Below are 21,094 nucleotides of genomic sequence, written 5' to 3'. Positions count from 1 at the left end.
TGGAGGCGCATTATAGGGAGTTATTTCAGACTGACAAGGGGAAATTCAAAATAATTTTCCGAGTGATTATTTTTTATTCTTTACGCTTATTTTGGCAACGTTTTGTGGGTTAATTGGGCAATTTCCCGTGCAAAACCCGCGACCTGTTCCCAATCGGTATACACCACTTCTTTATGCGTATCCGTTTCACCGCCTGACATCTTCATTATCAGTTGGATCATCACACGGTCATACCAGCGATAGCGGGGATACAGCAAAGCGCCGGCAATAACCGCACTGCGATCCGGCCGCCACGGCGAACTCATCAGGAACTTACGCGCATAGCTGTTGGTTTGCGGCGTACGCTTCTCCGGTTTACGGGCAACCAGGTTAACGGAGTAGAACGCACTCGGCATCGCATTCAGCCGCGTGGCATGCTTTTTCACAAACTCCTGAAATGCGGCATGGTAATGACCATATCGAATCGAGGCGCCAATCACCACGCTGTCATAATTTTGCCAGTCAGGCTCCGCGGTGCGATGCAAATTAACAACATCCGTCCAAACGCCCAGCTCTTTGAGTTCAGAAGCCAGATACTCGGCGATTTCACGCGTTTGCCCGTCCCGGGAAGAAAAAAGAATCAGTGTTTTCACGTGTTACTCCATTATTCACGCCAGAAAGTAGGGGTAAAGAGTACCAGCAGAGTAAAGACCTCCAGACGACCAAACAGCATATTGGCAATCAGGATCCACTTCGCCACGGGATTCATACTGGCAAAGTTGTCGGCGACAACGCCCAGCCCTGGCCCGAGGTTATTCAGCGTCGCCACCACAGAGGCAAACGCGGAGAAGTCATCAACACCGGTCGCAATAATCGCCAGCATACTGATAATAAAGACCAGCGCATAGGCAGAAAAGAATCCCCATACGGCTTCAAGAATTCGCTCCGGCAGCGCACGGTTACCCAGTTTGATACTGTAAACAGCATTCGGGTGAACCAGACGTTTCAACTCGCGGTTACCTTGCTTAAACAGCAACAGGATACGAATCACCTTCAAGCCTCCGCCCGTAGACCCGGCACAGCCGCCGATAAAGGCAGAACACAACAACAACACCGGCAGGAACAGCGGCCAGCGGGCAATGCTGTCGGTGGTAAATCCGGCGGTCGTCGCCATTGATACCACCTGGAAAAAGGCCTGGTTGATGGTCGTGAGCGCTGAACCGTAGGTATTGTGTATCCACAGTACCAGCGTACAGACAGCCACTAGCGTCAACTGCACGCCGATGAACATGCGAAATTCCGGATCGCGCCAGTAGACCTTCAGACTACGGCCGCTTAATAAAGAGAAGTGCAGGCCATAGTTACAGCCGGAGATCAGCAAGAAGATAGCAATGATGGTATTGATCGTGGGACTGTCGAAATATCCCACGCTGGCATCGTGCGTGGAAAAGCCGCCAATCGCAATCGTGGCAAAGCTGTGCCCAATGGCGTCAAACGCGGGCATCCCGGCAAACCATAGCGCCAGTGCACATGCCACCGTCAGCAATACATAGATAAGCCACAGGGTTTTCGCCGTTTCGGCAATACGCGGGCGCATTTTATTATCTTTCAGCGGCCCCGGCATTTCTGCCCGGTAGAGCTGCATCCCCCCGACGCCAAGAATAGGCAGAATAGCCACCGCCAGCACGATGATCCCCATCCCGCCGAACCATTGCAGCATCTGTCGATAAAAGAGGATAGCGTGTGGCAATGAATCCAGCCCCACCAGCGTTGTTGCCCCGGTGGTGGTCAATCCGGAAAAGGATTCAAAAAATGCATCGGTAATCGTCAGGTTAGGGCTTTCCGCAAAGATGAACGGCAGCGCACCCACGCTACCCAGCACGGTCCAGAACAAGACGACAATCAGAAAACCTTCGCGAGATTTCAGCTCGCCTTTCTCTTTGCGGTTCGGCCACCACAGCATGGAGCCGATCGCCAGAGCAACGAAGAAAGTTTGGGTAAATGCACGCCCTGCCCCATCGCGATAGATGAGAGCCACCAGTCCGGGGATAATCATCGTCCCCGAGAATAAGATGACCAGTAGTCCAACGATTCGGGTAATGGCGCGAAAATGCATCTCTACCGCTTCCTTAGTTCTTTAAAATGAGGTGGGGATTATTCTTCAATCGCTAACAATTGCAATGAACCACGACTAAAATCCGCCAGTTTTGCCGAAAATTCATCCACTTTGGCATAAGGAAGCGCCACCCTGAGCCGAACAAAAGCCTGGTAATCACTGGCAACGACTTTACCGTCAAACTGACCCAGCAAAGCTTCTATGCCTGCCAGCTGACCGTACTCACACTGCAAAGTATATTCGGTTAATGGCGTCTTGCGCTGTGTCGTTAACTGACGCAACGCCTGATTCACACCGCCACCGTAGGCTTTTACCAGCCCACCCGTACCGAGAAGGATACCGCCGTAGTAGCGCACCACCACTGCGGTAATCTCACCGACACCGCTGCCCATCAGCTGCGCGAGCATCGGCTTGCCTGCCGTTCCCGCCGGTTCGCCATCGTCTGAAAAGCCCAACTGCTGCGAGTCATTCGGCGCACCCGCCACCCATGCCACACAATGGTGGCGGGCGTCCGGGTGTTCCGTTTTGACGGACTCAACGAATGCTTTCGCCGCTTCTACGCCGTCCGTATGGGCGAGCAGCGTAATGAAGCGGCTTTTTTTGATCTCTTCAACGACGCTAACCGGCGCCGCAGGGATTAACCAACTGTCCATTACGCCAGTTTTAAATCCCGCGTCATGTTCTCGATATTGTTCTCGTGGACCACCACGTTGTCTTCAATACGAATACCGCCGAACGGTTTCAGAGCTTCAATTTTCTGCCAGTTGAAGTGTTTGCTGAACTGCCCTTCACGCCACGGCGCCAGCAGCGATTCAATAAAGTAGATGCCCGGTTCGATGGTCAGTACCATGCCCGGCTGCAGAACACGGGTGCAGCGCAGGTAAGGATACTTCGACGGGGCAGCAAGGTGGGTACCGCTGTCATCCTGCATAAAGCCAGCGACATCATGCACCTGCAGACCCAACGGGTGACCAATACCGTGCGGCATAAACGGTCCAGTAAGATCGTTTTCCACCATCGCCTCTTCACTCATATCGGTGATGATTTGATGCTTACGCAGCAGCTTCGCGATGCGCTGATGGAACTGAATGTGGTAATCCACGTAGCTGGTACCCGCTTTCATGGTAGCAATAAGCGCCAGCTCTTCGTCGTTAACATCTTTCACCAGATGCGCATAGTCGTTGTCGCTTTTCGCCGACCAGGTACGCGTCAGGTCTGCCGCATAGCCGTTATATTCCGCACCAGCGTCCAGCAGGAAGCTGCGAATTTCAGACGGCGCCTGATGATCCAGTTTGGTGTAATGAAGAACCGACGCATGCTCATTAAGCGCAACGATGTTGCTGTATGGCACGTCGGTGTCGCGGTGACCGGTCGCGGTCAGATAAGCCAGGTTGATGTCAAATTCGCTCATCCCGGAACGGAACGCTTCTTCCGCGGCACGGTGTCCATTCACCGCCATTTTCTGCGCTTCGCGCATACAGGCCAGTTCGTAATCCGTTTTAAAGGCGCGGTAATAATGCAGGTAGTCGATCACCCCTTTCGGGTTGATGTTGCTGGCCGCGATGTCCAGTTGCAACGCACGTTCCGGAACCGGACCGATATAACCGATATTGCCGCGAGCAGCTGGCAGTTGGCTACCGATACCGTCCGCTTTTGGCAGCGCGATGATCTCGATTTCTTCTGTCCAGAAGGAGGTCGGCAGCGGCTCAACGTTATGCCAGTAGTCGACCGGCAGATAGAACCACAATTTTGGCTTATTCACACCATCCACCAGCAACCAGCAGTTAGGGACCTGCGTTACGGGTACCCAAGCTTTGAATTGCGGATTGACCTTAAACGGGTACGGATGGTCGTCAAGAAAGACGTTAACAAGTTCGCCAGAGTGAATAAGTAACGCATCCAGCTTGAAGCGTTCCAGCGCGTCGCGCGCCCGCTCTTGTAAGGTAACAATATGATTTTTATAGAGTGCGGCCAGTGATTCCATTTTCTATCCTTCTGTTTTTGACCTCAAGACTCCGCATCTTAGCACATCGCTTTGTGAGTGCGTGATTTCTGCCGAGCGTGATCGAATCGTCATTTCTTTAATCATTCATTTGCATTTTTTTAACATAAAACACACACTTCGATTCATCTGGTATGACCAGATCACCTTGCGGATTCAGGAGACTGACATGCTTTACAAAGGCGACACCCTGTACCTCGACTGGCTGGAAGATGGCATCGCCGAACTGGTGTTCGATGCCCCTGGTTCGGTCAATAAACTCGACACGGCCACCGTTGCCAGCCTGGGCCATGCGCTTGACGTGCTGGAAAAACAACCGAATTTAAAAGGGCTGCTGCTGCGCTCTAACAAAGCAGCCTTTATTGTCGGTGCCGATATCACCGAATTCCTTTCATTGTTCCTCGTGCCTGAAGAACAGTTGAGCCAGTGGCTGCATTTTGCCAACAGCGTCTTTAATCGTCTGGAAGATCTGCCTGTTCCGACCCTCTCAGCGGTAAATGGCTATGCGCTGGGCGGCGGCTGCGAGTGTGTGCTGGCGACCGATTACCGTCTGGCAACGCCGGACCTGCGCATCGGCCTGCCGGAAACCAAGCTGGGCATCATGCCAGGCTTTGGCGGATCCGTACGTATGCCACGTATGCTGGGCGCGGACAGCGCGCTGGAAATCATTGCTGCAGGTAAAGATGTTGGTGCTGAGCAGGCGCTGAAAATCGGCCTGGTCGATGGCGTCGTGAAACACGAGAAACTGCTTGATGGCGCGATCGCCATATTACGTCAAGCGATTAACGGCGATCTCGACTGGAGAGCCAAACGCCAGCCGAAACTGGAACCGTTGAAACTCAGCAAAATTGAAGCGGCGATGAGCTTTACTATCGCCAAAGGTATGGTGGCGCAGACGGCCGGGAAGCATTATCCCGCACCAATCACTGCCGTGAAAACGATTGAGGCGGCAGCCCGTTTTGGCCGTGAAGAAGCGCTGAACCTGGAAAATAAAAGTTTTGTTCCACTGGCGCACACCAGTGAAGCTCGCGCATTGGTTGGGATCTTCCTTAACGATCAGTTCGTGAAAGCCAAAGCCAAAAAGCTCACCAAAAATATTGAGGCGCCAAAGCAAGCGGCGGTGCTGGGCGCGGGCATTATGGGCGGCGGTATCGCTTACCAGTCGGCCTGGAAAGGCGTGCCGGTTGTGATGAAAGATATCAACGACAAATCATTAACGCTGGGCATGACCGAAGCGGCCAAGCTGCTGAACAAACAGCTCGAGCGCGGTAAAATTGACGGCCTGAAAATGGCGGGCGTGATTTCCACTATCCATCCAACCCTCGACTATAGCGGCTTCGAGCGTGTGGACGTGGTAGTCGAAGCGGTTGTGGAAAACCCGAAAGTGAAAAAAGCGGTACTGGCGGAAACCGAAGATAAGGTACGCCCGGACACCGTACTGGCTTCGAACACCTCAACCATTCCAATCAACGAACTGGCCAGCGTGCTCAAACGCCCGGAAAACTTCTGTGGCATGCACTTCTTTAACCCGGTGCACCGCATGCCGTTGGTTGAGATCATTCGCGGCGAAAAAAGCTCAGATGAAACCATCGCTAAGGTTGTCGCCTGGGCAAGCCAGATGGGCAAAACGCCAATTGTGGTCAACGACTGCCCTGGTTTCTTCGTCAACCGCGTGCTGTTCCCCTATTTTGCCGGTTTCAGCCAGTTGCTGCGCGACGGAGCGGATTTCCGCAAAGTCGACAAAGTGATGGAAAAACAGTTTGGCTGGCCGATGGGCCCGGCTTATCTGCTGGACGTGGTGGGGATCGATACCGCGCATCACGCACAGGCGGTGATGTCTGCGGGCTTCCCACAGCGTATGCAGAAAGATTATCGCGATGCGATCGATGCCCTGTTTGATGCTAACCGTTTCGGACAGAAAAACGGTCTCGGGTTCTGGCGTTATAAAGAAGACAACAAGGGCAAGCCGAAGAAAGAAGAAGATGCCGCCGTTGATGGTCTGCTGGCAGAGGTCAGCCAACCGAAACGCGACTTCAGCGATGACGAGATTATCGCCCGCATGATGATCCCAATGGTCAACGAAGTGGTGCGTTGTCTGGAAGAAGGCATTATCGCCAGCCCGGCAGAAGCCGATATGGCGCTGGTTTATGGCCTGGGCTTCCCTCCGTTCCACGGCGGCGCGTTCCGCTGGCTGGATACGCTCGGCAGCGCGAAGTATCTCGATATGGCCCAACAGTATCAGCACCTAGGCCCACTGTATGAAGTTCCGGCCGGTCTGCGTGATAAAGCGCGCCATAACGAACCGTATTATCCCCAGGTTGAGCCTGCCCGCCCGGTTGGCAGCCTGAAAACGGCTTAAGGAGTCACAATGGAACAGGTTGTAATTGTTGATGCGATCCGTACCCCGATGGGCCGTTCAAAAGGGGGAGCGTTTCGTAACGTGCGGGCAGAAGACCTCTCCGCACATTTAATGCGTAGCCTGCTGGCGCGTAATCCGGCGCTGGAGCCATCCGCGCTTGATGATATTTACTGGGGCTGCGTGCAGCAAACGCTGGAGCAGGGTTTCAATATCGCTCGTAACGCGTCACTACTGGCGGAAATCCCACATTCAGTACCGGCAGTGACCGTTAACCGTCTGTGTGGTTCATCCATGCAGGCGCTGCATGATGCAGCACGCATGATCATGACCGGCGATGCTCAGGCGTGCCTGATTGGCGGCGTGGAACATATGGGCCATGTGCCGATGAGTCACGGCGTTGATTTCCACCCGGGTATGAGCCGCAACGTGGCGAAAGCCGCGGGGATGATGGGCCTGACGGCGGAAATGCTCTCCCGCATGCACGGTATTAGCCGTGAAATGCAGGATGCCTTCGCCGCGCGTTCACACGCTCGCGCCTGGGCTGCTACACAGTCTGGCGCATTTAAAAATGAAATCATCCCGACTGGCGGTCATGATGCAGACGGCGTGCTGAAGCAGTTTAACTACGATGAAGTTATCCGCCCGGAGACCACGGTTGAAGCGCTTTCTACCCTGCGCCCGGCATTCGATCCAGTTAGCGGCACGGTGACGGCCGGTACCTCTTCCGCGCTTTCCGATGGTGCTGCCGCGATGCTGGTCATGAGCGAAAGCCGTGCCCGTGAGCTGGGTCTGACGCCACGTGCCCGAATTCGTTCAATGGCCGTTGTCGGCTGCGACCCTTCCATCATGGGTTACGGTCCGGTTCCGGCTTCAAAGCTGGCGCTGAAAAAAGCGGGACTCTCCACCAGCGACATCGGCTTGTTTGAGATGAATGAAGCTTTTGCCGCCCAGATCCTGCCGTGTATTAAAGATCTGGGGCTGATGGAGCAGATCGACGAGAAGATCAACCTCAACGGCGGGGCGATCGCATTGGGTCACCCGCTGGGTTGTTCCGGTGCGCGTATCAGCACTACCCTGCTCAACCTGATGGAACGCAAAGACGTACAGTTTGGTCTGGCGACGATGTGTATCGGGTTAGGTCAGGGTATCGCGACGGTATTTGAGCGAGTTTAATCAAGGCACGCCGGGGGCGCTTCGCTTGCCCGGCCTACGAAATGTTATCTCAAAGCCATTGGTGCCAGAACAAGGCGGCAAGTGAATGAATCCCGATGAGCTTACGTGTAGTAAGTGATTCGGGTGAATGAGCGCAGCCAACACAGTTATGGTGCCAATGGCGAAGAGAGAAAATTTAGTTGCCGTTCTTCCCGCCTGTCAGGGGCGGGTTTTTTATTTCCCTGAACTACCACGTACCACTAACTGCACCGGCAGCAGCAGATTCTCTTCCTGCTTCTCTTCCAGCAGTAAACGCAGCGCTTCCCGACCCAGCTGTTGCTTATCAACCGCGATAGTGCTCAGCGGCGGATGTGACCAGGCTGCGGCATCAATATCATCAAACCCTACCAGCGCAAGGTCTTCCGGGATACGTATACCCTGCTGCGCGCACACTCTTTGAACAACCATCGCTGCCGCATCGTTATAGGCAAAAATGGCATCGGGTGGCTCCGGCAGCCTGAGCAGCTCATTAACCGCCTCTACCAAAGATTGCTCGGTATCCAGCAACGGCGGCGCGATGGCTTCGTACTCTGGCGGCATCAGCAACCGGGCTTCATACAATGCCTGACGATAGCCCTTCTCACGCTGACGAATACTGTAGTGAGAAAGTGTACTGGCAAGAAACGCGATGCGGTTGCGACCTTGTGCAATCAGGTGTTGCGTGGCCAGATAGCCGCCCTGGGTATTGTCCGGATTGACACAAGGCAGGCCAGGCGCCCAGAGATCCACCAGCACCAGCGGCAGTTTCATCTGTTGCAGCAGCCCAAGCAATTCAGGCTCAAAAAATCCGGCGCAGATCAGTGCATCCGGCTGGTGCAGCATCACCTGCTCACTCACCGTATCACCCGGACCGATAGACAGAAAGCTCAGCGCAATACCATTCTCGCGACAAAGATCTTCTATACCTAACAGCAGTTGGGAGTAAAACGGTAATGCGCGGCTGATATTGTGCTGACGATGCAGCAAAAACAGGACGCGTTTGATCTTGTCGCTGCGCAAGCGGGAAAAATCATAACCCTGCTGCTGCGCCACAGAAATAATGCGCAACCGGGTATCTTCACGCAGCCCCGGCTGCCCTTTTAGGGCGCGGGAAACAGCGCCAACTGAGACCCCACATGCTTCGGCAATGTCTCTGATACGTACAGGTTTCGTCATTTCACTCTCATTGATTATACGCAGGCTCGTTGCGCCCCCAGCCAGGCGGCACCACGCACGCCGCTGCTGTCGCCGTGTCTGGCCGGAACGATCGGTGTACGGCACTGTTTACCAAATACGTACTGTGCTACTCGCGCCTGCAAGCCAGAATACAGTAAATCGATATTAGATACCCCGCCCCCCAACACAATCACATCGGGATCGAGCGTATTCACCACGCTTGCCAACGCCCGCGCCAGTTGATCGCAATAGCGTTCCCATAACAAACAGGCATCTGCATCACCCGATTCTACCTGTCGCATAATTTGTGGCACACCCGCATGTTGCGCGGTGTGGTTCAAATACTGGCGTTCCAGGCCGCTGCCGGAAATAAAGCTTTCGATACAGTTCAACTGTCCGCAATAGCATGTCACTGCGGCCCCATCCCGGGATTCATGATAACGCGGCAAGGCATTATGCCCCCACTCGCCTGCGCAGGCGTTAGGGCCGGAAATCAGGCGGTTATCGATACACACACCGCCGCCGCAACCGGTACCGAGGATGACGCCAAAAACGACGCTGTGTCCATATCCGCTGCCGTCCATCGCCTCTGACAGCGTAAAGCAGTTAGCATCGTTGGTGACGGGCACAGCCATCCCTAATGCTTGCTCAAGATCTTGCGCAAAGCTCTGCTGATTCAGCACCAGAATGTTGGAGTTTTTGATTAACCCTTCGCTATCCACCGCACCGGGCACCCCAACGCCAACCGAGAAAGGCTGATTAACGGCCTGCCTGGCCTTAGCAATCATCTCCGTTACGGCGTGGAAAAAATCGCCATAGCTCTGCTTTGGGGTTGCGCATCGCTCGCGATAAACAATTTCCCCCGTATTATCAATCACTACCGCTTCGATTTTAGTCCCGCCAATATCCAGACCAAGCCTCATGATTTTCCCTCGTTTGCGCCTTGTAATGTGATGCTGCATAGCTTGCCAACCTTGTTTACTAAACAAAAAGAGCTCCGTCACAAAAGCTTATTTTTATGATTAATAGATAGCCAAAAAAAGTTTACTAAAAAACCGGTGAGATAAGAGAGGCAACGAGACCGGGCTTGCACCCTGTTAGCAGAAGTAAGGTGAGTAATGAATGCGCCGGAAGGGCTCCGGCGCACAGCGCTTAAATAAACGCGAACGCGTCGCCAAACAGGCGGTCTTCACGCGCACTGCGTTCATTGCAGAACAGATCGCGCGCGATTTTAGCCATTTCAAAACGTCCGGCAATGTAGATATCGTGTTCCGCCAGGGTACCGTAATCCTGTAATACTGCCGTTAATACGGTGCCCGTACGGCCACGCCAGCCTTCTTCAGGCTGTTCTACCACTGGCTCAACGCGCAGATTCGGGTGATTTACTGACAGCGCTTCCAGCTCAGAGAGATCGTAGAGATGCTTCTCTTCGCGCCCGCCCCAGTAAATAGTGATATCGCGATTTGGATTGCGCGCCAGCGCGGTAAGCAGAATGGAACGCGCGTAAGAGAATCCCGTCCCGCCGGCAATCAGGAGCAACGGTCGTTCGTCCTCATCACGTAGCCAGGCTTCGCCATGCGGAATGTCGACCTTAATTTCCCGGTCTTTCAGAATGCGGTCCATCACGGCCATGGCGTACAGATTTAGCTCAGAAGCGCCAACGTGCAGTTCAATGAACCCCTGCTCGTCCGGCGTAGATGCCATGGAGAACGGGCGCTTATCTCGTTCGTCCATCACGACCATTAAATACTGGCCGGCACGAAAGGAAAACGCCGCGTCTGGCACTAAACGAACGCGATATACGGTGTCAGTGATAGCTTCTACCGAGGTCACTTTACAGCTTAAGGTTGTCATGCGCTCTCTCTGTCGGATCAATAGGCAAAACGATCGCGCCTCAGGCGCTTTTGCCGTCATTAAAGATGGCCAGTTCATCCCAAATTGCGTCAATACGTGCAGTGACTTCAGGATCTTTTTTTATCGGACGTCCCCATTCGCGTTGGGTTTCGCCCGGCCATTTATTGGTGGCATCCAGCCCCATTTTTGAACCAAGACCGGAAACCGGCGAGGCAAAATCCAGGTAATCAATGGGTGTATTCTCTACCAGTACAGTATCCCGGGCGGGGTCCATACGCGTCGTAATCGCCCAAATCACATCATTCCAGTCGCGTGCGTTGACGTCATCATCGCAGACAATAACAAATTTGGTGTACATAAACTGACGCAAAAACGACCAGACACCCATCATGACGCGTTTGGCATGACCAGCGTACTGTTTTTTCATCGTCACCACGGCCAGGCGATATGAGCAGCCTTCCGGAGGCAGGTAAAAGTCGACGATTTCCGGAAACTGCTTTTGCAGAATAGGCACGAAGACTTCATTCAGCGCCACGCCAAGCACTGCGGGCTCATCCGGCGGGCGTCCGGTGTAGGTAGAGTGATAAATTGCATCTTCACGCTGAGTAATGTGCGTGACGGTAAAGACCGGGAAGCTATCTACTTCATTGTAGTAACCAGTATGATCGCCATATGGTCCTTCCGGGGCCATTTCACCCGGTTCGATATAGCCTTCCAGCACAATTTCAGCACTGGCAGGCACTTCCAGATCGTTGGAAATACATTTGACCACTTCAGTTTTGGTGCCACGCAACAGCCCGGCAAATGCGTACTCAGATAATGTATCCGGGACAGGGGTAACAGCGCCCAGAATTGTTGCCGGGTCTGCTCCCAAGGCCACAGAAACCGGGAACCGTTCACCAGGATGCGCCGCGCACCACTCCTGATAATCAAGCGCGCCGCCGCGATGGGAAAGCCAGCGCATAATGAGCTTGTTTTTGCCAATCAGCTGCTGACGATAGATACCGAGATTCTGCCGCTCTTTATGCGGGCCGCGCGTAACGGTCAGCCCCCAGGTAATCAGCGGCGCAGCATCCTCTGGCCAGCAGGTCATAATCGGAATACGGTTTAAGTCGACTTCATCGCCTGAATAGATTTTTTGCTGGCAAGGCGCGCCGCGTAACCGCTTAGTCGGCATGTTTAACACCTGCTTAAACTGCGGCAGCTTATCGAACAGATCGCGAAATCCTTTCGGTGGCTCAGGCTCTTTCAAAAACGCCAACAGCTTACCAACTTCCCGTAGCGCCGAGACATCTTCTTGCCCCATCCCCATCGCCACACGCTTCGGTGTGCCAAACAGGTTACACAGCACCGGCATTGTATAGCCTTTAGGATTTTCAAACAGTAACGCAGGCCCACCGGCACGCAAGGTGCGATCGGCAATTTCAGTGATCTCCAGATGGGGATCCACCTCAAGCGAAATGCGTTTGAGCTCGCCCTGCTGTTCAAGCAGCGTCAGGAAGTCGCGTAAATCGTGATATTTCATGGCGTCCATTGTGGCCTCTTCGTAAGCGCTTCATTATACGGCGTTCATCATTGTGATGCTGTATTTTTGTTAAATTAGCGTGAACTCTGGCGATACATATCAGGCCTGGGAGTATATACCCATTGGGTTTCAGCCTGCTTTGCGGCGGGTATAATTAACTTAACTCATGGCTTTTGCTATGCTGGCGCTCAGAACAAGCGGATAAGAGTTATTATGCAATCCTGGTATTTACTGTACTGCAAACGTGGGCAACTTCAGCGAGCCCAGGAACATCTGGAAAGACAGGCGGTGAACTGCCTGACGCCTATGATCACCCTGGAAAAAATGGTGCGCGGTAAACGGACCACAGTCAGTGAACCCCTATTCCCTAATTATATGTTTGTCGAGTTCGACCCGGAAGTGATCCACACCACCACCATCAATGCCACGCGTGGTGTCAGCCATTTCGTCCGTTTCGGTGCGACGCCGGCGACCGTTCCTTCTCCCGTCATTCATCAACTTTCCATCTATAAACCTGAAGGTATTGTTGACCCTGAAACCCCTCATCCGGGGGACAGTGTGATTATTACCGAAGGTGCGTTTGAGGGTTTGAAAGCGATCTTTACCGAACCCGATGGCGAAGCGCGTTCCATGCTGCTGCTTAACCTATTGAATAAAGAGGTTAAGCAGAGCGTGAAAAACACCGGCTTTCGAAAAATTTAAGTCGCCTTAGAAAGTCACTTCAAACAGCGTTCTGACGTTCGCATCAATGGTTGCTGACAACCATTGAGGATCCTCGCCGCGCCAGTGGGCAATACGCTCAAGAATATGGGGTAGGTGCGCAGGTTCATTGCGCCGTGACGCTGGTTTAGGCGTTAAATCCCGGGGAAGTAAGTAGGGCGCATCGGTTTCGATCAGCAATCTCTCAACCGGGATAAAGGGCAGCAGCTCACGCAGTTCCATCCCCCGGCGCTCATCACACACCCACCCGGTGATACCAATGTAAAGACCGCGGTCTACACAGTCCTGCATCTCCTGGCGCGAGCCTGTAAAGCAGTGCAGCACCGCACCGGGCAAGCTGTCCAGCCATGGCTCCAGTAACGTCAGAAAACGCTCATGGGCGTCCCGACAATGCATGAAAACCGGCATCTGCAGTTCAGCAGCAATGCGCAGTTGTGCCACAAAAGCACGCTCCTGCTCCTGCGGCGTGGAGAAATTGCGATTGAAATCCAGGCCGCACTCACCAATAGCGACCACCTGTGAATGGTTTGCCAGCGCAATAATTTCTGCTTCTGTTGAGGACTGCCATTGGCTACTGTCATGCGGGTGCACGCCAGCCGTGGACCAGCAATGCGGATAATGCTGCGCCAACGTTAAAGCCTGCTGGCTTTCGTGCAGGTTTGTTCCGGTCAGAAGCATTCCGTTTACGCCCGCAGCAAAGGCGCGCGCCACGACCTCATCCCGGTCTTTCGCAAATTGTGAACTGGTTAAATTAACGCCAATATCAAACATGCTTCCTCCCATATGACAACCGCCCTGACGGGCGGTTGCGTTTATTCTTCAGTTTTCTCGGTGGCTTCAGCTTCTTTTGCTTCTTCAGCCTCGTTATCCTCATCTCGCGTACGTCGCTTACCGACATAGAATCGAGAGAAGAACACACCCACCTCGAACAGGCAGTACATCGGTATCGCCAACAGCGTTTGCGAGAAGACATCTGGCGGGGTCAATAGCATCCCGACGACAAATGCCCCCACTACAACGTAAGGGCGTTTCTTGCGTAAGTCTTCAGGCGTCGTAATGCCCATCCAGCATAGCAGCACAATGGCGACAGGAACCTCAAAAGAGACACCGAAAGCCATAAACAGCGCCATTACGAAACTGAGATAGCTGGCAATGTCTGTCGATACCTGTACGCCTTGCGGAGCCGTATTGGCAAGGAAACCAAACGCCAACGGGAAGACGACAAAATAGGCGAATGCCATACCGATGTAGAACAATAACGAACTGGAGACCAACAACGGCACAACCAGGCGACGTTCATGTTTGTACAAAGCAGGCGCAATGAATGCCCAGACCTGATAGAGGATCACTGGCGCTGACAGAATCAGCGACACCATGAAGGTTAACTTTATCGGGGTAAAGAACGGCGAGGCCACATCGGTGGCGATCATTGTTGCGCCCTGCGGCATCTGTTTGATCAACGGCGCCGCAACCATATGGTAAATGTCGTTGGCAAAGTACACCAATGCCAGAAAGATCACGAACACAGCAATAATGCAGTTCAGGAGTCGCTTACGCAGCTCAATAAGATGCGTGATGAGCGGTTGGGTATCTTCTACAGCCATGTTTACGGTTTATCACTCGACGAGGGGGAGGATTCGACAACAGGTGCGGCAGCTTTCTTTTCTGCATCCATCAACGTGGCGGAAGTGTTTTCCGTCGGCTCTGGCGTTTTAGCACCCGTGGATTCCGGTTTTTGCTCCGGCGAACTGGCCTGGTTTTCAGCGGCAGCTGGGGTGACCCCTTCTCGCTGCGCTTCACCGTCTTTCACCACCGGATTATGGATAGTGTGCGCTTCATCGCTGGCTTTCTCAGGATCGTGCACGCTATAAGAACGCTTCATCGACTCCGCCGCTTCACGCAGCTCATCCATTGATGCTTTCAGCTCCGGGGTCAGATTTGTCAGGCTCGCTTTCTCTACTTTCTTCAGGCTGTCCTGGAATTCCTGAAGCTTAAGCTCCTGGGTCAGTTCGTTCTGAACAGTAGTTGCAAGGGAACGCAAAGCGCGAACCCAGCCAGCAACCGTTTTTACCGCCACGGGTAATCGTTGCGGCCCCAGGACAATGAGGCCGATCACGAATACCAATAACAGTTCGCTAAAACCGATATCAAACACGGATTATACCTGCTCTTTATCTTGGCTTTTGGCGTCTTCCTTTTTCACTTCGCCCTGCTTATCGGTAATGGATTTAGCAGTAAAATCAGCGTCCTGGCTGGTTTTATCTTGCTTAGGTTCATCATCACCCATCGCTTTTTTGAAGCCTTTAATAGACGCGCCAAGATCGGAACCGATGGAGCCGAGTTTCTTGGTGCCAAATAGCAGTACAACGATGACGGCAATGATCAACAACTGCCAAATACTGATACCACCCATACATGTTCCTCTGTCATAGATGATGAATTAATAAGGCCGTAGTATACGTTACACGGCCTGCCTTGGGCGATGAAAAATTCAGCGCATTTTGCGCCAGCCGATTATCCAGGCTATGACGCCTCCCGCCATTAACCAGCCCGGCATAAGCCCCCACTCAGGGCGGCTTACCAGCAGGAATGTTCCACTTAGCAACAATGTTGCGCCAATGCCCAATAAATAACGGGATTGTCCCTGACGCACATGATTCGCGTGAAGCTCGCGGGCAATCTTATCAACACTGTGCTGTAAATATTTGCCCTGGCGCAAACTGTCATACACCAGTTCAGGTATTTCTGGCATTTTTTCGACCCAGAACGGAGCTTTTTCTTTAAATGCCCTGACGAGCGCAGGAATACCGACCTGATCTTTAATCCAGGATTCGAGAAACGGCTTGGCCGTTTTCCACAAATCTAACTGCGGATAGAGTTGTCGTCCGACACCTTCAACGTACAGTAGCGTCTTCTGGAGCAAAACCAACTGAGGCTGGACTTCCATATTGAATCGACGCGCAGTGTTAAACAGATTCAACAGCACGTGGCCAAAGGAAATCTCCGCCAGCGGTTTTTCGAATATCGGCTCGCACACGGTACGGATTGCAAATTCAAACTCTTCAACGTTGGTATCAGGCGGAACCCAACCTGAATCCACGTGCAGTTCGGCAACTTTGCGGTAGTCTCGGTTAAAGAACGCAATAAAGTTTTCAGCAAGATAGCGCTTATCTTCTTTATTTAAAGAACCCACAATCCCGCAATCAATACCAATGTATTTCGGGTTTTCAGGGTGCTCATAACTCACGAAAATATTCCCAGGATGCATGTCCGCATGGAAAAAACTGTCGCGAAATACCTGAGTAAAGAAGACCTGCACGCCGCGTTCAGCCAACAACTTCATGTTGGTGCCATTCTTCTCAAGCGTTGCGACATCCGATACGGGGATACCATATATGCGCTCCATCACCATCATGTTCTGACTGCAATAGTCGGAATACACTTCCGGGATGTACAGCATCGGGCTATCTTCAAAATTACGTCGCAGCTGAATTGCGTTCGCCGATTCGCGCAGCAGGTTCAGCTCATCAATCAACGTTTTTTCATACTCGCGGACCACTTCTGTTGGCCGTAGACGACGGCCATCCGGTAGCAGACGAGGAACCCAGCGCGCAAGGCGGTAAATCAGTTTTAAATCCGCTTTAATGACCGGCAGTATGTCCGGGCGGATAACTTTGATCACCACCTCTTTACCATTGGACTTCAGTCGTGCGGTATGGACCTGAGCAATAGACGCGGATGCCAGCGGCGTGATCTCAAAATCATCAAACCACTCCTCGACGGGCAGCCCGCCCATGGCTTCTTCGATTTGTTCTTTCGCTCGCTGCCCATCAAATGGGGCAACGCGATCCTGCAATAGCGCAAGCTGATCGGCGATGTGCGGTGGGAAAAGGTCACGACGGGTAGAGAGCATTTGCCCAAATTTGATCCACACCGGGCCGAGCTCCTGTAAAGCCAGTCTCAGCCTTTCTCCCAGCGGTTTGTCTTTATGTTGGTTGGGCATCCAGAACAGCGAGTAACGCCACAACCGAAGCGGCAGCGTGATACGCATTTTAGGGATGAGTTCATCAAGACCGTAGCTTAAGAAAGTGCGAATGATGAAATAAAGGCGCCGTACTTCACCTGGCGTCATTTGGCCTCCAGTTTTTCCAGCCGTTTGGCCAGAGATTCGACCGCACGTTCAACGGCTGCCGTTTCTTCTGCAAACCATGCAACCTCGAGCGAGCCGGGAGCCATACGCCACTCTTCGGTGATCGCTTCGGCTACATAGCGCTGCTGGCGCTGAATGTTATGGCGCAAGAACTTCGCGCCGCCACGCAAGACTTTGCTGACCCCCTCCGCGACGATATCGCCGGTATAGGGCGCTAACAGCTCTGCGGGATCAAACTCAGCCAGATCGGCCAGCGCCACAAAGTTCTGCACCACCTGGATATCACCCTGAACTTCCAGCTCACCGCTGCGAATAAGCGTGGTAAGTTGCTGGCGGTCGCGTAATTTCGGCAACACGCTGGCATGTGTGATTACTGTGCAATCGGCTTCGCCTTCCCATGCCCCCAGCACATCGACCTGGCGCTCACTAAACACCAGGACTAAGGGTGTTGAAAATCCTTTAAGATCAACACGCAGCACCTTGCTCTGTAAACGCGTTCGGGCTGATTTCAGCGCAGGAGAACGATACAGAAAGGTATTGAGCAGATTTTCAACGCCTGCGGTCACTAAGGGTTTTAAAGGCATCCCCAATCTCCTGTCAGAACTTGTAACCACGATGCAGCGCAACGACACCAGCCGTCAGGTTGTAGTAATCAACGCTTTCGAACCCGGCATCTTGCATCATTGCTTTTAGCGTGTCCTGATCGGGATGCATGCGAATAGACTCCGCCAAATAGCGGTAACTGTCCGCATCGCTTGCGACCATGGAACCGATGCGCGGCAGAACATGGAAAGAATAAGCATCGTAGGCCTTGCTCAGCGGTTCGATAATCGGCTTGGAGAACTCCAGCACCAGTAAACGTCCGCCCGGCTTCAACACGCGATACATGGATCGTAAAGCTTTGTCTTTATCCGTTACGTTGCGCAGACCGAAAGAAATGGTAATGCAGTCAAACGTGTTATCAGGGAAAGGCAGTGCTTCCGCGTTCGCCTGAACGTACTCAACGTTACCCACTACGCCGATATTACGCAGCTTTTCGCGACCCATTTTGAGCATTGAGTCATTGATATCCGCCAGTACGACTTTACCGGTTTCACCCACCATGCGAGAGAATTTCGCCGTCAGGTCGCCCGTACCGCCTGCCAAATCCAGTACGGTTTGACCGCGACGCACGCCACTGCAATCAATGGTGAAGCGCTTCCACAAACGATGAATGCCAAATGACATTAAGTCATTCATAACGTCATATTTCGAGGCCACAGAATGAAAAACGTGGGCCACCATGTCAGCTTTCTGCTCTTTAGCGACGGTCTGAAAGCCAAAGTGCGTCGTTTCTTGTGAATTATCCACCATCTCAGTGCCTGCTCATTCAAAAAATGTTCAAGAAGTGTAACAGATTGGGCCAATTTGCCCTACCCTTCTACCCCGTTCAACTACCCCAAACGGACTAGTTTGATTGCTGATTTACCGCTTCGTCATCAGGGTAAGGCGCATCCTGTTGCGTCTCAGGGACCGAGCGCAAGCGGTACTCTTCATCCTGCGTAGTGGCTTGTTCAGCCAGCTCAGGATTTATCTCGCGCTTAATTTCCACACCTAAACTGCGAAACGCCTCTGCCTGTGACAGGACGTTTCCACGGCCTGAAGAGAGTTTTTTCATCGCTTGTCGGTAGTTGTCCTGGGCTTTATCCAGACTTTGGCCAATCGCCGACATATCATCCACAAACAAGCGCATCTTGTCATAAAGTTTACTGGCCCGATCGGCAATTTGTTGCGCATTACGGCTCTGATGCTCGTAGCGCCACAGGTTGGCGATCGTGCGCAATGCCACTAACAACGTGGTGGGGCTGACCAGCATAATGTTATTTTTAAGCGCCTCGGTTATCAGTTCAGGTTGCCTGTCCAGCGCCAGCAAAAAAGCAGGCTCGACGGGAATAAACATCAGCACGTAGTCAAGCGAACGCAGCCCGGGAAGCTGTTGATAATCTTTTCGGCCCAGCAGACGAATATGGTTTCGCACTGAGGCGATGTGCTCCTGCAACGCGCTCTCGCGGGTATATTCATCTTCCGCGTTAAAATAGCGCTCATAGGCAACCAACGTCATTTTTGCGTCGATCACCACATCTTTTCCCTGGGGTAGCCGGACAATGACATCGGGCTGCATACGCGAACGGGCATCGTTTTCAATGCTAACCTGAGTTTCGTATTCATAACCTTCACGCAGACCAGAGGCTTCAAGCACCCGCGTGAGTACCACCTCCCCCCAGTTGCCCTGCGTTTTGTTATCGCCTTTTAAGGCCCGCGTCAGGTTTACCGCTTCCTGCGCCATCTGCGCGTTCAGTTGCTGAAGATTACGAATTTCATGCGCCAGAGTATGACGTTCCTGCGCTTCTTTGCCGAAGCTATCCTGAACCTGACGACGAAAACCGTCCAGCTGTTCACGAAGCGGCGCCAGCAGGCTGTTCAGGCTTTGGCGGTTTTGCTCATCGACGCGGCGGTTGCTGTGCTCAAAAATGCGGTTCGCCAGGTTTTCAAACTGTTCACTCAGGCGCTGTTCGCTGTTGATCATCTGGCGGATTTTATCTTCCGCATGCTGCTGCGTCGCTTCCAGCCGGGTAGTGACTTCACGGAGATCGGCTTCCAGAGAGGTGTTGATGCTGTGCAGGCTGCGTAATTCGTTATTGAGTAGCTCGCACTCGTCGCGCCAGTGGGCTTCCTGTGCGAGTTGTTGGCGGGCAGCGCTTAACGCAATATCCAGTTCACGTCGCTCTTCGATGAGGTCGGCACGGATCTGATCGGCCCGCGCTTTTGTCGCCAGCCACCCCACCAGCAGCCCTGCGGCTAACGCCAACACAGCACTCATCATAATTGAAATATCCACAACGCCCCCTTACAGCAACGGCTTACCCGCACAAAATAGAATTGTGCTGTATAAACGTCCAGTTTAAAAGGAATTTCCTGCGAGGCACTACGCAAAATAAAAAGGCCGAACACGTCGGCCTTTTTGAACAGAAGTGAGAATTACAGTAAACGGCGGGCAGCTTCCACCACGATTTTCACCGCGTGGCTTTCCGTTTGTTTCATCGTTTCCGCATTGGGGATCTCTTGCTGAGTACGGTTCACGATAACACCAGCAACCATACCGGCACGCAGGCCCTGGCTGGCACACATGGTCAGCAACGTTGCGGATTCCATTTCGTAGTTCATGACCCCCATGGACTGCCACTCTTCCATCGAGCCTTTGAAACGGCTCACTACGCGACCAGAGAAGGTGTCATAACGCTCCTGGCCCGGGTAGAAGGTGTCAGATGACGCGGTGACGCCCACGTGGGTAGTCGCACCGATAGATTTCGCCGCTTCCACCAGCGCAGTGGTGCACTCGAAGTCGGCAACGGCCGGGAATTCCATTGGCGCGAAGTGCAGGCTTGCACCATCCAGACGGACAGACGCAGTGGTGACCAGCACGTCGCCAACATTGATGTGCGGCTGAATTGCGCCAGTCGTACCGATACGCAGGAAGGTACGAATGCCCAGTTGCGCCAGTTCTTCTACGGCAATAGAGGTGGACGGGCCGCCGATACCGGTAGAGCAAACGATCACGGCTTTACCATCCAGCTCAGCACGCCAGGTCGTGAACTCGCGATGGGATGCCAGCTTAACCGGCTTATCCATCAGCGCGGCGATCTTTTCCACACGCTCCGGGTCGCCAGGGACGATAGCGAGCTGGGCCCCTTGTAAATCGTTCTTAGTGAGGCCGAGATGAAAAACATCAGACTTAGACATAAAAACTCCTCTGTGAATCGGTTTTGTCAGAAGAAGCAAAAACACACTTTACCGAAGGTATAAACAAATTTTCGTGACAGACATCACCATGATGTAAATCAATTGCATTCGATTACCATGAAATAGTGATACGTATCACATAAATGACGTGATGTAAGGACGCCTTGCACAAAAGATAGACCGTTTAAGGCAATGTGGTTCGTTGCATATGTCTATAGTTAATAATGCGCTTTTTGGCTGAA

The 21,094-nt window shown here is 52.9% G+C and carries 20 protein-coding genes; 3 read left to right on the top strand and 17 right to left on the bottom strand.

Annotated features, from left to right (window positions below; all coding sequences use genetic code 11):
• Positions 1-86: 86 nt before the first annotated feature.
• From hemG to pepQ, 4 genes are read right to left on the bottom strand one after another with little or no spacing between them, the layout of a single operon-like run.
• Positions 87-632 (bottom strand): menaquinone-dependent protoporphyrinogen IX dehydrogenase, encoded by a 546-nt coding sequence (gene hemG, locus FDW97_RS20605; protein WP_038634428.1) that lies wholly within the window; start codon positions 630-632, stop codon positions 87-89.
• Positions 633-643: 11 nt separating this feature from the next.
• Positions 644-2,095, bottom strand: a complete 1,452-nt coding sequence (trkH, locus tag FDW97_RS20600) for a Trk system potassium transporter TrkH (protein WP_003017848.1) — start codon at positions 2,093-2,095, stop codon at positions 644-646.
• 38 nt (positions 2,096-2,133) lie between these two features.
• Positions 2,134-2,748: an IMPACT family protein gene (locus tag FDW97_RS20595; protein ID WP_085049785.1), complete on the bottom strand. Its 615-nt coding sequence runs from the start codon at positions 2,746-2,748 to the stop codon at positions 2,134-2,136.
• Positions 2,748-4,079 carry a Xaa-Pro dipeptidase gene (pepQ, locus tag FDW97_RS20590; RefSeq protein ID WP_038634435.1) on the bottom strand — a complete coding sequence of 444 codons (1,332 nt, stop codon included), beginning with the start codon at positions 4,077-4,079 and terminating at the stop codon, positions 2,748-2,750. Before pepQ ends, FDW97_RS20595 begins: the two co-directional genes overlap by 1 nt.
• 187 nt (positions 4,080-4,266) lie before the next feature.
• Here pepQ and fadB point away from each other — a divergent pair, with 187 nt between their 5' ends.
• Positions 4,267-6,456, top strand: a complete 2,190-nt coding sequence (fadB, locus tag FDW97_RS20585; RefSeq protein ID WP_085049784.1) for a fatty acid oxidation complex subunit alpha FadB — start codon at positions 4,267-4,269, stop codon at positions 6,454-6,456.
• 9 nt (positions 6,457-6,465) lie between these two features.
• Positions 6,466-7,629 carry an acetyl-CoA C-acyltransferase FadA gene (gene fadA / locus FDW97_RS20580; RefSeq protein ID WP_038634440.1) on the top strand — a complete coding sequence of 388 codons (1,164 nt, stop codon included), beginning with the start codon at positions 6,466-6,468 and terminating at the stop codon, positions 7,627-7,629.
• 213 nt (positions 7,630-7,842) lie between these two features.
• On the opposite strand, the gene FDW97_RS20575 is transcribed toward fadA, so the two are convergent.
• From FDW97_RS20575 to ubiD, 4 genes are all read right to left on the bottom strand, one after another.
• Entirely contained in the window at positions 7,843-8,823 is a 981-nt protein-coding gene (locus tag FDW97_RS20575; protein ID WP_137347630.1) for a LacI family DNA-binding transcriptional regulator, read from the bottom strand.
• Positions 8,824-8,837: 14 nt separating this feature from the next.
• Positions 8,838-9,746 (bottom strand): ROK family protein, encoded by a 909-nt coding sequence (locus FDW97_RS20570; RefSeq protein WP_137351552.1) that lies wholly within the window; start codon positions 9,744-9,746, stop codon positions 8,838-8,840.
• A gap of 229 nt (positions 9,747-9,975) precedes the next feature.
• Complete coding sequence (gene fre, locus FDW97_RS20565) at positions 9,976-10,677, bottom strand: NAD(P)H-flavin reductase (RefSeq protein ID WP_038634448.1); 702 nt, start codon at positions 10,675-10,677, stop codon at positions 9,976-9,978.
• Between the two features lie 40 nt (positions 10,678-10,717).
• Positions 10,718-12,211, bottom strand: a complete 1,494-nt coding sequence (gene ubiD / locus FDW97_RS20560) for a 4-hydroxy-3-polyprenylbenzoate decarboxylase (protein ID WP_069325078.1) — start codon at positions 12,209-12,211, stop codon at positions 10,718-10,720.
• A 204-nt stretch (positions 12,212-12,415) separates the two neighbouring features.
• Between ubiD and rfaH the strand changes: the two genes are divergently transcribed.
• On the top strand, positions 12,416-12,904 hold the full coding sequence (rfaH, locus tag FDW97_RS20555) for a transcription/translation regulatory transformer protein RfaH (protein WP_038634455.1): 489 nt from the start codon (positions 12,416-12,418) through the stop codon (positions 12,902-12,904).
• Between the two features lie 6 nt (positions 12,905-12,910).
• On the opposite strand, the gene tatD is transcribed toward rfaH, so the two are convergent.
• The 9 genes from tatD to udp all read right to left on the bottom strand — a co-directional run bounded on the left by tatD (position 12,911) and on the right by udp (position 20,852).
• A complete protein-coding gene (gene tatD, locus FDW97_RS20550; RefSeq protein ID WP_038634456.1) occupies positions 12,911-13,693 on the bottom strand; it encodes a 3'-5' ssDNA/RNA exonuclease TatD in 783 nt (260 codons plus the stop codon).
• A 41-nt stretch (positions 13,694-13,734) separates the two neighbouring features.
• Entirely contained in the window at positions 13,735-14,526 is a 792-nt protein-coding gene (gene tatC, locus FDW97_RS20545) for a Sec-independent protein translocase subunit TatC (RefSeq protein ID WP_038634459.1), read from the bottom strand.
• 2 nt (positions 14,527-14,528) lie between these two features.
• A complete protein-coding gene (tatB, locus tag FDW97_RS20540; RefSeq protein WP_085049780.1) occupies positions 14,529-15,077 on the bottom strand; it encodes a Sec-independent protein translocase protein TatB in 549 nt (182 codons plus the stop codon).
• 3 nt (positions 15,078-15,080) lie between these two features.
• Complete coding sequence (gene tatA / locus FDW97_RS20535; RefSeq protein ID WP_003017888.1) at positions 15,081-15,335, bottom strand: Sec-independent protein translocase subunit TatA; 255 nt, start codon at positions 15,333-15,335, stop codon at positions 15,081-15,083.
• A 78-nt stretch (positions 15,336-15,413) separates the two neighbouring features.
• Positions 15,414-17,054: a ubiquinone biosynthesis regulatory protein kinase UbiB gene (ubiB, locus tag FDW97_RS20530; protein WP_069325080.1), complete on the bottom strand. Its 1,641-nt coding sequence runs from the start codon at positions 17,052-17,054 to the stop codon at positions 15,414-15,416.
• Positions 17,051-17,656: a ubiquinone biosynthesis protein UbiJ gene (ubiJ, locus tag FDW97_RS20525; protein WP_038634468.1), complete on the bottom strand. Its 606-nt coding sequence runs from the start codon at positions 17,654-17,656 to the stop codon at positions 17,051-17,053. Before ubiJ ends, ubiB begins: the two co-directional genes overlap by 4 nt.
• A gap of 13 nt (positions 17,657-17,669) precedes the next feature.
• A complete protein-coding gene (gene ubiE / locus FDW97_RS20520; protein WP_003017897.1) occupies positions 17,670-18,425 on the bottom strand; it encodes a bifunctional demethylmenaquinone methyltransferase/2-methoxy-6-polyprenyl-1,4-benzoquinol methylase UbiE in 756 nt (251 codons plus the stop codon).
• Positions 18,426-18,519: 94 nt separating this feature from the next.
• Positions 18,520-19,950, bottom strand: a complete 1,431-nt coding sequence (gene rmuC, locus FDW97_RS20515) for a DNA recombination protein RmuC (RefSeq protein WP_087856731.1) — start codon at positions 19,948-19,950, stop codon at positions 18,520-18,522.
• Positions 19,951-20,090: 140 nt separating this feature from the next.
• A complete protein-coding gene (udp, locus tag FDW97_RS20510; protein WP_006686084.1) occupies positions 20,091-20,852 on the bottom strand; it encodes a uridine phosphorylase in 762 nt (253 codons plus the stop codon).
• Between the last annotated feature and the right edge of the window lie 242 nt (positions 20,853-21,094).

Origin of the sequence: Citrobacter sp. wls708, from assembly GCF_005281255.1 — a bacterium.
Taxonomy (GTDB): domain Bacteria; phylum Pseudomonadota; class Gammaproteobacteria; order Enterobacterales; family Enterobacteriaceae; genus Citrobacter; species Citrobacter werkmanii.
This window is presented reverse-complemented; position numbering and strand designations above follow the sequence as displayed.